General features: G+C 63.1%; 12 protein-coding genes. 8 read left to right on the top strand and 4 right to left on the bottom strand.

All coding sequences use genetic code 11. The features are described 5' to 3' along the window. The first annotated feature begins 59 nt into the window (after nt 1–59). The 8 genes from mdh (at nt 60) to ABDZ98_RS08225 (ending at nt 9528) form a co-directional block, all read left to right on the top strand. Nucleotides 60–1022: a malate dehydrogenase gene (gene mdh / locus ABDZ98_RS08260; protein ID WP_160589738.1), complete on the top strand. Its 963-nt coding sequence runs from the start codon at nt 60–62 to the stop codon at nt 1020–1022. A gap of 224 nt (nt 1023–1246) precedes the next feature. Then, nucleotides 1247–2137 carry a succinate--CoA ligase subunit alpha gene (sucD, locus tag ABDZ98_RS08255; RefSeq protein WP_160589739.1) on the top strand — a complete coding sequence of 297 codons (891 nt, stop codon included), beginning with the start codon at nt 1247–1249 and terminating at the stop codon, nt 2135–2137. Nucleotides 2138–2189: 52 nt separating this feature from the next. After that, nucleotides 2190–5027, top strand: a complete 2838-nt coding sequence (locus tag ABDZ98_RS08250; protein ID WP_160589740.1) for a 2-oxoglutarate dehydrogenase E1 component — start codon at nt 2190–2192, stop codon at nt 5025–5027. 23 nt (nt 5028–5050) lie between these two features. Then, the gene (odhB, locus tag ABDZ98_RS08245; RefSeq protein ID WP_160589741.1) at nt 5051–6304 is read left to right on the top strand and encodes a 2-oxoglutarate dehydrogenase complex dihydrolipoyllysine-residue succinyltransferase; all 1254 of its coding nucleotides are present in this window, start codon (nt 5051–5053) and stop codon (nt 6302–6304) included. A gap of 10 nt (nt 6305–6314) precedes the next feature. Further along, a complete protein-coding gene (gene lpdA / locus ABDZ98_RS08240) occupies nt 6315–7730 on the top strand; it encodes a dihydrolipoyl dehydrogenase (protein WP_160589742.1) in 1416 nt (471 codons plus the stop codon). A gap of 8 nt (nt 7731–7738) precedes the next feature. Further along, nucleotides 7739–8167 carry a VOC family protein gene (locus ABDZ98_RS08235; RefSeq protein WP_160589743.1) on the top strand — a complete coding sequence of 143 codons (429 nt, stop codon included), beginning with the start codon at nt 7739–7741 and terminating at the stop codon, nt 8165–8167. A 32-nt stretch (nt 8168–8199) separates the two neighbouring features. Further along, nucleotides 8200–8901, top strand: a complete 702-nt coding sequence (locus ABDZ98_RS08230; RefSeq protein ID WP_160589744.1) for a PepSY domain-containing protein — start codon at nt 8200–8202, stop codon at nt 8899–8901. Between the two features lie 3 nt (nt 8902–8904). Then, nucleotides 8905–9528 carry a trimeric intracellular cation channel family protein gene (locus tag ABDZ98_RS08225; protein ID WP_160589745.1) on the top strand — a complete coding sequence of 208 codons (624 nt, stop codon included), beginning with the start codon at nt 8905–8907 and terminating at the stop codon, nt 9526–9528. Here ABDZ98_RS08225 and ABDZ98_RS08220 read toward each other — a convergent pair. The 4 genes from ABDZ98_RS08220 to rplQ form a co-directional block, all read right to left on the bottom strand. After that, nucleotides 9525–10283 (bottom strand): hypothetical protein, encoded by a 759-nt coding sequence (locus tag ABDZ98_RS08220; RefSeq protein ID WP_160589746.1) that lies wholly within the window; start codon nt 10281–10283, stop codon nt 9525–9527. The genes ABDZ98_RS08225 and ABDZ98_RS08220 overlap by 4 nt on opposite strands. A gap of 128 nt (nt 10284–10411) precedes the next feature. Next, the gene (locus ABDZ98_RS08215; RefSeq protein ID WP_160589747.1) at nt 10412–11011 is read right to left on the bottom strand and encodes a hypothetical protein; all 600 of its coding nucleotides are present in this window, start codon (nt 11009–11011) and stop codon (nt 10412–10414) included. Nucleotides 11012–11140: 129 nt separating this feature from the next. Then, the gene (locus ABDZ98_RS08210) at nt 11141–13216 is read right to left on the bottom strand and encodes a prolyl oligopeptidase family serine peptidase (protein ID WP_160589748.1); all 2076 of its coding nucleotides are present in this window, start codon (nt 13214–13216) and stop codon (nt 11141–11143) included. Nucleotides 13217–13363: 147 nt separating this feature from the next. After that, nucleotides 13364–13783, bottom strand: a complete 420-nt coding sequence (gene rplQ, locus ABDZ98_RS08205; RefSeq protein WP_160589749.1) for a 50S ribosomal protein L17 — start codon at nt 13781–13783, stop codon at nt 13364–13366. Between the last annotated feature and the right edge of the window lie 92 nt (nt 13784–13875).

Below are 13875 nucleotides of genomic sequence, written 5' to 3'. Positions count from 1 at the left end.
GGCACACCATGTTTTCGCCTGCATACGCGCCCGCGCAGGATGAAGGACACAGGTTGCTCATGGCCCGTAACAAAATCGCGCTCGTCGGCGCCGGCATGATCGGCGGCACATTGGCTCACCTCGCAGCGATGAAGGAAATGGGCGACGTCGTCCTGTTCGACATTGCCGAAGGTATGCCTGCGGGCAAGGCGCTGGACCTGTCGCAGGCCGCTCCGGTTGAGGGTTTTGACTCCAGGCTCAAGGGCACCACCGATTACGCCGATATCGCTGGCGCAGACGTGGTGATCGTTACCGCAGGCATCCCGCGCAAGCCGGGCATGAGCCGCGACGATCTGCTGGGCATCAATCTGAAAGTGATGAAAGCCGTTGGCGAAGGCATCAAGGCCAACTGCCCCGATGCGTTCGTGATCTGCATCACTAACCCGCTGGATGCGATGGTGTGGGCGCTGCGCGAATTTTCCGGCCTGCCGCACAACAAGGTGGTGGGTATGGCAGGCGTTCTGGACTCTGCGCGCTTCCGCCACTTCCTCGCCGATGAATTCAACGTCAGCGTGGAAGACGTTACCGCCTTCGTGCTGGGCGGCCACGGCGATACCATGGTGCCCGTGCTCGAATATTCGACCGTTGCGGGTATTCCCGTGCCAGACCTCATCAAGATGGGCTGGTCCACGCAGGAAAAGATGGACGCCATCGTCCAGCGCACCCGCTCTGGCGGCGGCGAGATCGTGGCTCTTCTGGGCAATGGCTCGGCCTATTATGCCCCCGCAACCTCGGCCATCCAGATGGCCGAGAGCTATCTCAAGGACAAGAAGCGCGTCCTGCCCTGCGCCGCCTATCTCGAAGGTCAGTATGGCGTGGACGGCCTGTATGTGGGCGTGCCCATCGTGATCGGCGCCGGCGGCGTGGAGCGCATTGTCGAGATCGAACTGGACGAGGCGGCCAAGGCCGGCTTCCAGGTCAGCGTCGATGCGGTCGAGGAATTGCTGGCGGCTTGCAAGGCACTGGATAGCTCGCTGGCGTAAATGAGCGGTCTCTGCCTCCCGCTCGGACTCTTGCTGAGCATCTTTGATGCAGCAATGACCCACGACGGGTGGTTCGCTCCCCGAGTTGGAGATGGATTGGGGCAGTTAATTCCGTGGATGGCAGGCCCTCCAGTTCTGCTGGCTGGGCTTATACTTATGGCAATTTCCTACCCATTTATTCGATCATCCGGCCATGCCAGCGACGATCAAGACAAGGACACAAGATGAGCATCCTCGTAAACAAAGACACCAAGGTCATCACGCAGGGGATGACGGGTGAAACCGGCACGTTCCACACGCAGCAGGCGCTCGATTACGGGACGCAGATGGTGGCGGGCGTGACGCCGGGCAAAGGCGGCTCCACCCACCTTGGTCTGCCCAATTTCAACACGGTGAAGGAAGCCGCGGCGGAAACCGGCGCGACGGCTTCTGTCATCTATGTGCCGCCGCCCTTTGCGGCAGACGCGATCCTTGAGGCTATCGACGCCGGGATCGAGCTGATCGTGACCATTACCGAGGGCGTTCCCGTGCTCGACATGGTGACCGTGAAGCGCGCGCTTTCGGGCACCAGGTCGCGCCTGATCGGCCCGAACTGCCCCGGTGTGCTGACACCCGGCGAATGCAAGATCGGCATCATGCCCGGCTCCATCTTCTCCAAGGGCAGCGTCGGCGTGGTCTCACGCTCCGGCACGCTGACCTATGAAGCCGTGCACCAGACCACTGCGGTGGGCCTTGGCCAGACCACGGCAGTGGGCATTGGCGGCGATCCGGTCAACGGCACCAACTTCATCGACGTGCTCGACCTGTTCCTCGATGACCCCGAAACGAAGTCGATCATCATGATCGGTGAAATCGGCGGCAGCGCGGAAGAAGAAGCGGCAGAATTCATCAAGCAGGAAGCCGCCAAGGGCCGCTCCAAGCCGATGGTCGGTTTCATTGCCGGCCGCACCGCCCCTCCCGGACGGCGGATGGGCCATGCCGGTGCCATCGTGTCCGGCGGACAGGGCGGCGCGGATGACAAGATTGCGGCGATGGAAAGCGCGGGCATCCGCGTTTCCCCCAGCCCCAGCGAGCTGGGCACCACGCTCGACGCGTTGCTGAAGGAACTGGTGTGACCTTCATCGCTTTGATGAAGGTATAATCACTTCCCAACCAAGGACCCGCCCCATGGGTAATGAAGCGCAAGATTTCCTCCCCGAACTGGATAGCCAGGACGGACCGCAGCAAGGCCCCAGCTGGGCCAGCACACGCTGGCCGCTGGATTTTGGCGGCGAGGATGATCTGACCGGGGCGATGGACCCCACCACCATGACCATCGCGGTGAAGCAGGCGGTGGCTCAGGCAGGCAAGGCGAGCGATCCCGAAGCGATCGAGAAGGCGGCGGATGCCTCCATCCGCGCCATGCTGCTGATCCGTACCTACCGCGTGCGCGGCCATCTGGCGGCGGACCTTGATCCGCTGCACCTGTCGCACCGCGAATTGCCGCGCGACCTGACGCTGGAATGGCACGGCTTTTCCGGCGCGGCGCTGGATGAAGAGGTGTTTATCGGCGGAAACCTGGGCTTCCACTGGATTACCCCGCGCCATCTGGTGGAGATCCTGCGCAAGAATTACTGCGGCCATGTCGGCCTGGAATACATGCATATCTCCGACGTGGAGGAGCGCCGCTTCCTGCAGGACCGGATCGAGGGGCCGGACAAGGTCATCCAGTTCACGCCGGAGGGCAAGCGCGCCATTCTGGGCGCGGTGATCCGCGGCGAGGAATATGAAAAGTTCCTCGGCAAGAAATATGTCGGCACCAAGCGCTTTGGCCTTGATGGCGGTGAGAGCATGATCCCGGCGCTGGAAGCGGTGATCAAATATGGCGGCTCACTGGGTGTGCGGGAAATCATCTATGGCATGTCCCACCGTGGCCGCCTGAACGTGCTCGCCAATGTCATGGCCAAGCCGTACAAGGTGATCTTCCACGAATTTTCCGGCGGCAGCGCCAATCCTGACGATGTGGGCGGTTCGGGCGATGTAAAATACCACCTGGGCACCAGCACTGACCGTGAGTTTGACGGTATTTCCGTGCACATGTCGCTGGTCCCCAATCCAAGCCACCTCGAAGCGGTCAATCCCGTGGTGCTGGGCAAGACCCGCGCCCAGCAGGCGATCCGCGACGATCTGTCCAAGCACGATCAGGTGCTGCCGGTGCTGCTGCACGGCGATGCCGCCTTTGCCGGACAGGGTGTGGTGTGGGAATGCTTCGGCCTTTCGGGCGTCCGCGGATATTCCACTGGCGGCTGCCTGCACTTCGTGATCAATAACCAGATCGGTTTTACCACCAGCCCACAATTCGCCAGATCGTCACCTTACCCGTCAGACGTAGCCAAGGGCGTGCAGGCGCCCATCCTGCATGTGAACGGCGACAATCCCGAAGCGGTGACCTTCGCCTGCAAGCTCGCCATCGAATACCGCCAGCGCTTCAAGCGCGATATCGTGATCGACATGTGGTGCTATCGCCGGTTCGGCCACAATGAAGGCGATGAGCCCAGCTTCACCCAGCCGCTGATGTATGAACGGATCAAGCAGCATCCGCGCGTGAGCGAGCTGTATTCCGAGCGGCTGAAGGCCGAAGGCGTGATCGAGGAAGGCACCGCGCCCGCGATGCGCCAGGAATTCATCGACCATCTCGAAGAGGAATTCGAGGCCGGCAAGAGCTACAAGCCCAATGAGGCGGACTGGTTCGCCGGTCGCTGGAGCGGGCTGCACAAGCCAGCCGATCCCGAAAGCGCGCGCCGCAACGTGCACACCGCGATCGAGAAGAAGCTGTTCGAAAGCCTTGGCCGCACGCTGACCACGGTTCCCGCCGAACACACCATCCACAAGACGCTGCAACGTGTGCTGGATGCCAAGGCAAAATCATTCGAAACAGGCACCGGCTTTGACTGGGCCACTGCCGAGGCGCTGGCATTCGGCAGTCTGGTGACCGAGGGCTTCGGGGTGCGCCTGTCCGGGCAGGATTCGGGCCGCGGCACCTTCAGCCAGCGCCACGCCATCTGGATCGACCAGAATACCGAGAGCAAGTACATCCCGCTCGCCACCCTGCCGCACGGCAAGTTCGAGGTGTATGACAGCACCCTGTCCGAATTCGGCGTGCTCGGCTTCGAATATGGCTTTGCCCTGGCCGATCCCAAGACGCTGGTGATGTGGGAAGCACAGTTCGGCGATTTCGCCAATGGCGCGCAGGTCATCATCGATCAGTTCATCGCATCGGGTGAGGCCAAGTGGCTGCGCGCCAATGGTCTGGTGATGCTGCTGCCGCACGGCTTCGAGGGTCAGGGACCGGAGCATTCCTCCGCCCGGCTCGAGCGGTTCTTGCAGCTGTGCGCCAACGACAACATTCAGGTGTGCAACATCACCAGTCCGGCCAATTACTTCCACGTCCTGCGCCGGCAGATGATGCGCCCATTCCGCAAGCCGCTGATCATCATGACGCCCAAGAGCCTGCTGCGCCATCCGATGGCCAAGAGCGATGCCGACAAGTTCATGGGCGAGAGCCACTTCATGCGCATCCTTTCCGACAAGTCGCCAATCGACGATGCCAAGGTGCGCCGCCTGGTGCTGTGCAGCGGCAAGGTCGCCTATGACCTGATGGAAAAGCGCGATGCGGAAGGGCTGGACGACGTGTCCATCGTCCGTCTGGAACAGCTCTACCCATTCCCCGGAGAGCCGCTGGCCACGCGCCTCAAACGCATGACCGGGCTTGAACAGGTGATCTGGTGCCAGGAAGAACCGCGCAACAACGGCGCATGGTTCTTTGTCGACAACCAGATCGAGAATGCGCTGACCGCCGCCGGACACACCGGCATGCGCCCGCGCTATGCCGGGCGCGAAGTGGCGGCATCGCCTGCCACAGGGTTCGCCAAACGCCACCAGATGCAGCAGGAGGAGCTGGTTGCCGATGCGCTCGGCCTGTCTGATCGCTCCGCCGCCGCAAAACGCAAATCCACAGCCAGCTAGTCAGGCCCAAGGGAAATCCAATCATGGCCCATGAAGTCAAAGTCCCCACGCTGGGCGAATCCGTTACCGAAGCCACTATTGGCGAATGGCTGAAGAAGCCCGGTGATGCAGTCGCCCTGGACGAGCCGATTTGCAGTCTGGAGACAGACAAGGTTGCAGTGGAAGTGCCCGCCCCTGTGGCCGGTATCCTCAGCGCACAGCTTGTGGCCGTGGGTGACACGGTGGAAGTTGGCGCAGCTATCGCGCAGATAGAGGCTACCGATGGCGCCGCCGCGCCTGCACCCTCGCCCGCGCCTGCCGCTGCTGCACCGGCCCCGTCTCCGGCCCCCGCTCCGGCCGCTATTGCCAAGGAAGCCGCGGACGATGATGCCGGCGATCCGCAGACGCTGTCCCCCGCCGTGCGCCGCGCGGTTCTGGAACATGGGGTGGACCCCAGCACCATCAAAGGCACCGGCAAGGATGGCCGCCTGACCAAGGAAGACGTGCTGGCCGCCGCCAAGGCCAAGAAGGATGGCGGCGCGGCAGCGCCTGCGCCCTCGCCCGCACCGGCCGCCGCAGATGCCGGCGCCACGGGTGAGCGCACTGTCGAGCGGGTGAAGATGACGCGCCTGCGCCAGACCATCGCCAAGAGGCTCAAGAGCGCGCAGGACAATGCCGCCCTGCTGACCACGTTCAACGATGTGGACATGACCGCGGTGATCGAGGCGCGCAACCAGTACAAGGACATGTTCGCCAGGAAGCACGGCATCAAGCTGGGCTTCATGTCGTTCTTCGCCAAGGCCGCCTGCCTGGCGCTGAAGGATGTCCCGTCGGTCAATGCGCAGATCGAGGGCGACGAGATCCTCTACCATAATTTCGTCGACCTCTCGGTCGCGGTCAGCGCGCCCAACGGGCTGGTTGTGCCGGTGGTGCGCAGCGTGGACCAGATGAGCTTTGCCGAGATCGAGCTGGCCATCGCCGAATTCGGCCGCAAGGCCAAGGAAGGCACGCTGACCATGGCAGACATGCAGGGCGGCACCTTCACCATCTCCAACGGCGGCGTGTTCGGATCGCTGATGTCGACCCCGATCATCAACCCGCCGCAGAGCGCCGTGCTTGGCCTCCACCGGATCGAGGATCGCCCCGTCGCCGTAAATGGCCAGGTGGTGATCCGCCCGATGATGTATCTCGCCCTGTCCTACGACCACCGCATCATTGACGGACGCGAGGCAGTGACTGCGCTCAAGATCATGAAGGAAGCGATCGAAGATCCGATGCGGATGCTGATCGACCTTTGAGGAAGAAGTGATGGCTGACAATTACGATTTCGACGTCCTGTTCATCGGCTCTGGCCCCGGCGGTTATGTCGGCGCGATCCGCGCGGCGCAGCTGGGGCTGAAGACGGCCTGCGTGGAAAGCCGCGAGACGCTGGGCGGAACATGCCTCAATGTCGGCTGCATTCCTTCCAAGGCGATGCTGCATGCGTCCGAATTCTATGACGCGGCGGCCAATGGCATGATGGCCAAGATGGGCGTGGACGTGACGCCAAAGCTCAACCTTCCGGTGATGCATGATCAGCGCAGGGATGCGGTCAAGCAGCTGACCGGCGGGATCGAATATCTGTTCAAGAAGAACAAGGTCACCTGGATCAAGGGCTTTGCCAGCTTTGTCGATGCGCACACGGTGAAGGTTGGCGATGCCACCTACAGCGCGAAGGAAGTGGTGATCGCCACCGGTTCCTCCGTCACCCCGCTGCCCGGCGTGGACGTGGACAATGACAAGGGCGTGGTGGTCGATTCCACCGGCGCGCTGGAACTTGCCGCCGTGCCAAAGCACATGGTGGTGATCGGCGGCGGCGTGATCGGGCTGGAGCTGGGTTCGGTCTGGCGCAGGCTCGGCGCGAAAGTCACCGTGGTGGAATTCCTCGACCAGTTGCTGCCCGGCATGGACGGCGATATCCGCAAGGAAGCCGCCAAGGTCTTTGCCAAGCAGGGCATGGAACTGAAGCTGTCTACCAAGGTCACCGGCGTTGCCGTGAAGGGCAAGACCGCCACCTTGACGCTGGAGCCTTCCGCAGGCGGCGCGGCAGAGACGCTGAAGGCGGACTGCGTGCTGGTTTCCATCGGACGCAGGCCCAATACCGAAGGGCTCGGGCTGGAGAATATCGGCCTGGAGACCAACAAGCGCGGCCAGATCGAGATTGACGGAGAATTCCGCACTTCGGTGGCCGGTGTGCGCGCCATTGGCGACGTGGTCCCCGGCCCCATGCTCGCCCACAAGGCCGAGGATGAGGGCATTGCGGTGGCCGAATGGATCGCCGGACAGACCGGCATCGTCAACCACGATGTGATCCCCGGCGTGGTCTATACCTGGCCGGAAATGGCCGGTGTCGGCCTGACCGAGGAAGCCGCGCTGGAGAAAGCCGGCGGCGACAAGGCCGCGATCAAGGTCGGCAAGTTCCCCATGCTCGCCAACAGCCGCGCCAAGACCAATCATGAGCCGGACGGCTTCGTGAAGGTGATCGCCGATGCGCAGACGGACCGCGTTCTGGGCGTGTGGGCCATCGCCTCTGTCGCCGGAACGATGATCGCCGAAGCCGCGCTGGGCATGGAGTTCGGCGCGACCAGCGAGGATATCGCCTATACCTGCCACGCCCACCCGACGCACTCCGAAGCGATCAAGGAAGCGGCAATGGCGGTGCGCGGCAAGCCGATCCATATGTAAGCGCCAGCATGGCAGAGCTTTCCCCCTTCCACCTCGCCTTCCCGGTGCATGATCTGGCGGCGGCGCGGGCGTTCTGGGGCGGCGTGATGGGCTGCCCCGAAGGGCGCAGCTGCGAGACATGGGTGGATTTCGACTTTTGCGGCCACCAGATCGTGACCCACCTCGTTCCCGGCTGCGACCGGCGCGATGAAGCCAGCAACCCGGTGGATGGCCACGGCGTGCCAGTCCCCCATTTCGGCATCGTGCTGTCGATGGTGGAATGGAAGGCGCTGGCCGCGAGGCTGACGGACGCGGGCGTGAAATTCGCGATTGCGCCCTACATCCGCTTTGCCGGCCAGCCGGGCGAGCAGGCGACCATGTTCTTCCGCGATCCATCGGGCAATGCGGTGGAAATGAAGGCCTTTGCCGACCGGTCAAAGCTGTTCGCGACACGCTAGCGCTGCGGCGCCCGCCCCGCTAATCACTGCCAATGGGTATCCAACAAACAATGCAGCGCTTCGCGCGCTGGCACATCTGGCTTGGCTGGCTGGTCGGCGTGCCGATCCTGATGTGGACGATCAGCGGGCTGGTGATGGTGGCGCAGCCTATCGAGACTGTGCGCGGCGATCACCTGCGTGCCGATCCTGCGCTGATCGAGACTGCGGGTCTGGTCTTCCCCACCCGCATCGGCACAGCGCGCAGCATCTCTCTGGTCAATCAGGTGGATGGCCCCGCGTGGATCGTGACCGAGGAGGATGGCGGGCAATATCGCTATTCCGCCACCGATGGCACTCTGATCCCGCCGGTGATCGAGGATGAGGCGCGGCGCATTGCGCTGGCGGCCTATGCCGGCGATGCCGCGCTGGAGACGATCACCTATTTCCCCTCCGACGTGGTGCCCGGCGATCTGCGCCTGCCCACCGCATCCTGGCAGGCCCATTTTGCCGACGGGACCAATATCTACATTCACAATTCCACCGGCCAGCTGCTGGCGGTGCGATCATCTTGGTGGCGCGTGTATGATTTCATGTGGGGCCTGCACATCATGGATCTGCAGACGCGCGAGGATACATCGCACCCGGTACTGATCATCTTCGCCCTGCTGGGCGTGATCGGTTCGCTGCTGGGCTGCGTGCTGATGTTCCGCCGCCGCAAGGCAAAGGTGCGGGTCAAGGCACAGGGTCAGGACTGAAGCATGACTCCGCCGCTGCTTCCTGCACTGCCGCCGTTGCTCGATCTTGCGGGCACGGCAGTGTTCGCGCTGACCGGAGCGTTGATCGCCGCGCGGCTGCGGCAGACATTCGTGACGCTGTGCTTCTTTGCGCTGGTGACGGGGGTTGGCGGCGGATCGGTGCGCGATGTGCTGATCGGCGTGCCCGCCTTCTGGCTGCGCGATCCGTGGGTGGCTCCGGTGATCCTGGCCACCGCGCTGGTGGTGTGGTTCACCCCGCACCGCATCTGGGACAACAGACTGCTGGAATGGGCCGATGCCGCCGGGCTTGCCGCCTTTGCGGTGCTGGGCACGGCCAAGGCGCTGGCCTTTGGCGTGGCGCCTGTTCCGGCGGTGATCCTGGGCGTGCTGACAGGTTGTGCGGGCGGCATTATCCGCGATGTGGTGGCGGGCGTGCCATCGATCATGATGCGGCCCGATCTTTACGTTACAGCCGCAGCACTTTCGGCCACGCTGACCGCGATCTTCGTCTATCTGGGAATGGGTGACTGGTGGAGCTGGGCCATCGCCGCATGCGCAGGTTTTGCCCTGCGCGGTGCGGCGCTGATTTGGCATCTTACCCTGCCCGCCTATTCGAGGGACACCTAACCGCCAAAACTGGCTTCGTAGCCCTCTTCACCGGGCAGCGGACCGCCGGGATAGGCCGGACGCGGATCATCGCGCAGGTCCTGGTCAATCACTGCGCTACTGCTGCTGCCTTGTGAACCGTGCGTACTGGCGCGGGCCGCAGCGTATTGATCATCGGACCACTGGCGGTCATCGCCCGAAAACTGCGTATCGCCGTCTGCGGAATAGGAGAAATCGTCACCCATATCGATGCTGCGGATACGGCCTTCATTGTCGATCCGGCAGGAGAAATAGTCGCCGCTGCTGAGCGATCCGGACACGTTCCAACCGCTGGAATCACGCGCGGCATTGTCCACGCTGTCCACCCGGTCACGCCCGCGTTCGACCTGATCCACGCACATGTCCACCGCGCGGTCCATGCCGCCCGACGACCAGGAGCGCTCAGGGCGGGCCGGTTCGCGGTAACGCACGTCATTATCGCGCACACGGGTGCGGTCATAGGTGCGGTCACGGTTACTGGAGGCAGAGCTGGCAATGGCGGCAATCGTACCCAGCACCAGGACGCCAGCGATCACATCGCCCGTATTCACTCCGCGACGATCGCGGCGCCAGCGGTGGTTCTGCACATTGCCGGCATCGCCATCATAGGCGACCACGGCGGCAGAGGTTCCACTGGCAACATGCGGGAGTTGCGCGGCGGCCACGGGGATGGCGGTCATCGACGTGGCGGCCAGCGTTGCGGCGGCAAGGGCGAATTTGTTGCGGATCACGGCCATTGGCGGCTTCCTATCTTCAGTCTGTTGCGCAGCCCCATCATATTGGGGGCCGACTTTGTCATTGACACAAGAGATAGGCGGCCCAGGCTTGCATTAGCCTGAACCGCCTTTCCCGGGAGATTCATGTCTCAGAGGCCGCGGATGCCGCGATAGTCGATGTCGACCACCCGGCCACGGCGGAAGTCGCAGGTGAAGCGCCCTTCATCCCAGCCTCTGTTGCGGGAATTGCGGCCACGATAATCGTTGGTGCGCACTGCAATCCTGCCGGTCACTTCGAAACCGCCGCGTTCACGCTCGACATCGCGGATCTGGGTCACGTCGGCACGGCCACCGCCCCAGCGTTCTGCCTGGCGTTCAGCGGCCCGTACGCACTGTTCTACCGCGCGATCGGGATTGCCGCGGCCATTGTAGCCATAGCGACTGCCCGAACGACGATCGTCATACCGATCCCGGTCGTTATAGCGCCGGTCATTGTAGTCGCGGTCATTGTAACGGCGATCGTCATAGCGCCTGTCGTCATAGCGGCGGTTGTTGTCGCTGGAAGCGATCACGGCGGCAAGGCCACCCAGGATCACCGCTCCGGCAATGACTTCGCCCGTGCTGATGTGATTGTTATTGCGGTGGTTGCGGTCCTGGGCGTTGGCAGGAGCTGCCATGCCCACGGCCAGCGCGCCAGCCGCGACGGTTGCAATCGTACCCTTGGCAAGAGCTTTGGAAATGGACTTCATGGTCGTTCTCCTCAATCGTCCAGGTGACCATCTGTCACCCATGAGGAGAGTTATAGGCATGCCACGGTGAGGTGACGCTGAACTCGCGTGTTAGCCAGCGTTCACAAAAGTGTTAGCTTTTATGAACAGTTATTCGGGTGCGTCCAGACCCGTCCAATATGCAAGAAAACCCATGATATCCGCGGCTTCGGCAATCGCCTTGTCGGTCGGCTTGCCCGATCCGTGGCCCGCGCGCGTCTCTATGCGGATCAGCTGCGGGCGCTCCCCGCGTTCAGCTTCCTGCATCGCGGCGATATATTTGAAGCTGTGGCCCGGCACCACGCGGTCATCGGTATCGGCAGTGGTCACCAGCAGCGCGGGATAGTCCACCCCGTCCTGAATATTGTGCAGCGGGGAATAGGCGCGCAGGATGCGGAAGTCCTCCTCGCGGTCAGGATAGCCGTAATCGTCCACCCAATAGCGCCCTGCGGTCCAGCGATCGAAGCGCAGCATGTCCATCACGCCCACGCCGGCATTGCCCGCTGCGAACAGGTCTGGCCGCTGGTTGACGACCGCGCCCACCAGCAAGCCGCCGTTCGATCCGCCCTGTATCGCCAGCCCGCCTTGCGCGGTGATGCCCTGTGCGATCAGATATTCACCCGCAGCGATAAAATCATCGAAACTGTTCTGCTTGCTGGCGCGGCGACCGCCATCGTGCCACGCCTTGCCATATTCGCCGCCGCCACGGATGTTGGCCACCACATAAGCCCCGCCCGCCTCCACCCACGCCAGGCGGCTGGCGGAAAAGCCGGGGGTGAGCGAAATGTCGAAACCGCCATAGCCATACAGCAGCGTGGGCAGCGGTTCTCCCGCTTCGGCCAGATCGCGGCGGCGCATGATGAACATGGGCACGCGCGTGCCGTCCTTGCTGTGATAGAAGCGCTGCTCGACCACGAAATTGTCAGGATCGAAGGCCATCTCCGGCTGGGCGAAGATGGTCGTCTCGCCGCTTGCCACGTCCATGCGATAGATGGTGGGCGGGCGGTTGAAACTGGTGAAGCTGTAGAACGCCTCATCATTGCCGGGGTGGCCGGAAAACCCGCCCACGCTGCCGATCCCGTCCAGCGCCACTTCGCCCGCCTCTGCTCCGTCCAGAGTGTAGATGCGCACGGCAGAGCTGGCATCGCGCAGATAGGACAGGATCAGGCGGTCCCCGACGATCGATGCCCCGTCTATCGGCTGGTCCTGCTGCGCCACCACTTCGCGCCACTGCGGATGGCCGGCCGCCAGATCGATGCTGACCACGCGGTAGAGAGGTGCGTCTTCGTTGGTGACGAACCACAGCCGGTCACCGATACCGTCGATGAATTTCCACGCATTGTCGAAGCCGGTCACCAGCGCACGTGCGGTCCAGTCCCCGCTGCCGGTATCGTCCAGACTGACCGCATGAATTTCATAGCGCGCATCGGTGCCGATGGATGAGGTGATGATCGCCCAGCGGCCATCATCGGAAACGCTGGCGCTGTGGTTGCGTTCTGGGTGATCGGGGGTGGAGAAGACCAGTTGGTCGCTTTCCTGCGCGGTGCCCAGGCGGTGGAAATAGACTGCCTGATTGTAGTTCAGCGCCTGAAAATCCTCGCCTTCCTCCGGCTCGGGGAAGCGCGAGTAGAGAAATCCCTCCTCCCCCACCCATGCAAGGCCGGTGAACTTGGCCCAGCGGATCTCATCCTGCCGGACCTCGCCAGTCGCCACATCCAGCACCCGCAGGATGCGCCAGTCGGTGCCGCCATCCTGCACGGAGTAGAGCAATTTGGAGCCATCGGGAGACGGCGCCCAGCCCGACAGCGCGGTAGCCCCGTCATCGGCCCACTGGTTGGGATCGATCAGCAGGCGCGGCGCCGCATCCAGCGTATCGCGCACATACAGCGGAGACTGGTTCTGCAGGCCCGAATTGCGCGAATAGAAATAGCGCCCGCCGCGCTGGTAGGGGGTGGAGAAACGTTCGAAATCGAACAACTCGCTGATGCGCGAGCGGAACCATTCGCGCGCGGGCAGCCGGTCCAGGAAGGCGTTGGTAAGGGCGTTCTGCCGCTCCACCCAATCGGCCACTTCCGGGCTGTTACGGACATCGTCTTCCAGCCAGCGATAGGGGTCGGCAATCGTCTCGCCAAAAATGGTCTCGGTCGCGTCGCCGCGGCGGGTCTTGGGATAATCTGGTGCGCTCATACCCAGCGCCTTAGCGCGATTGGCCAAGGCGGCAAGACGCGATGCACTGCGGACCGGCAGCGCCAAAGGGATCGGGGACATACAAAAAGGCGGTCGCAATCGGATAGAATGCAACCGCCTTTTGAAAGGGTCCGAAGGATCGCGTGCTTACGCGTCTTCGTATTCGTCCTCGGTCATCACCGGGCCGCTGTCCTGGCCCTTGGCGTCCACGTCACGGTCAACCAGTTCGATGATCGCGATGGGGGCAGCGTCCGAAGCACGGAAACCGGCCTTGATCACGCGGGTATAACCGCCTTCACGGTCAGCATAGCGAGCTGCCAGAACGTCAAACAGCTTCTTCAGCTGGGTTTCGTCCAGCAGGCGCGACTGCGCCAGACGACGGTTGGAAAGGCCGCCACGCTTTGCCAGCGTGATCAGCTTTTCAATATAGGGGCGCAGTTCCTTGGCCTTGGCCGTGGTGGTGGTGATCTGCTCATGCTTGATGAGGGCCGCCGCCATATTGCGGAAAAGGGCCTTGCGATGGCCGGTCTTGCGGCTCAGCTTGCGGCCTGAATGTCCGTGACGCATAATTCAATACTCCGTTCGATAAAGGCCCGTGTCAGGTAGCCAGTAGCCGGTGCCAATCAGGGCCGACACCTTCGCCCTTGTGGTAAGTCCCC

The organism is Alteraurantiacibacter aestuarii, assembly GCF_039523595.1.
GTDB classification, from domain to species: domain Bacteria; phylum Pseudomonadota; class Alphaproteobacteria; order Sphingomonadales; family Sphingomonadaceae; genus Alteraurantiacibacter; species Alteraurantiacibacter aestuarii.
The sequence above is the reverse complement of the archived record's forward strand: the minus strand, read 5'-3'. Positions and strand labels throughout refer to the sequence as shown.

Excerpts from the sequence above, each read along its gene's own strand:
- ABDZ98_RS08225 (WP_160589745.1), top strand. The coding sequence starts at position 8,905 with ATGACTCCGCCGCTGCTTCCTGCACTGCCGCCGTTGCTCGATCTTGCG.
- odhB (WP_160589741.1), top strand. The coding sequence starts at position 5,051 with ATGGCCCATGAAGTCAAAGTCCCCACGCTGGGCGAATCCGTTACCGAA.
- ABDZ98_RS08210 (WP_160589748.1), bottom strand. The coding sequence starts at position 13,216 with ATGAGCGCACCAGATTATCCCAAGACCCGCCGCGGCGACGCGACCGAG.
- ABDZ98_RS08220 (WP_160589746.1), bottom strand. The coding sequence starts at position 10,283 with ATGGCCGTGATCCGCAACAAATTCGCCCTTGCCGCCGCAACGCTGGCC.
- ABDZ98_RS08235 (WP_160589743.1), top strand. The coding sequence starts at position 7,739 with ATGGCAGAGCTTTCCCCCTTCCACCTCGCCTTCCCGGTGCATGATCTG.
- ABDZ98_RS08215 (WP_160589747.1), bottom strand. The coding sequence starts at position 11,011 with ATGAAGTCCATTTCCAAAGCTCTTGCCAAGGGTACGATTGCAACCGTC.
- mdh (WP_160589738.1), top strand. The coding sequence starts at position 60 with ATGGCCCGTAACAAAATCGCGCTCGTCGGCGCCGGCATGATCGGCGGC.
- rplQ (WP_160589749.1), bottom strand. The coding sequence starts at position 13,783 with ATGCGTCACGGACATTCAGGCCGCAAGCTGAGCCGCAAGACCGGCCAT.
- lpdA (WP_160589742.1), top strand. The coding sequence starts at position 6,315 with ATGGCTGACAATTACGATTTCGACGTCCTGTTCATCGGCTCTGGCCCC.
- sucD (WP_160589739.1), top strand. The coding sequence starts at position 1,247 with ATGAGCATCCTCGTAAACAAAGACACCAAGGTCATCACGCAGGGGATG.
- ABDZ98_RS08250 (WP_160589740.1), top strand. The coding sequence starts at position 2,190 with ATGGGTAATGAAGCGCAAGATTTCCTCCCCGAACTGGATAGCCAGGAC.
- ABDZ98_RS08230 (WP_160589744.1), top strand. The coding sequence starts at position 8,200 with ATGGGTATCCAACAAACAATGCAGCGCTTCGCGCGCTGGCACATCTGG.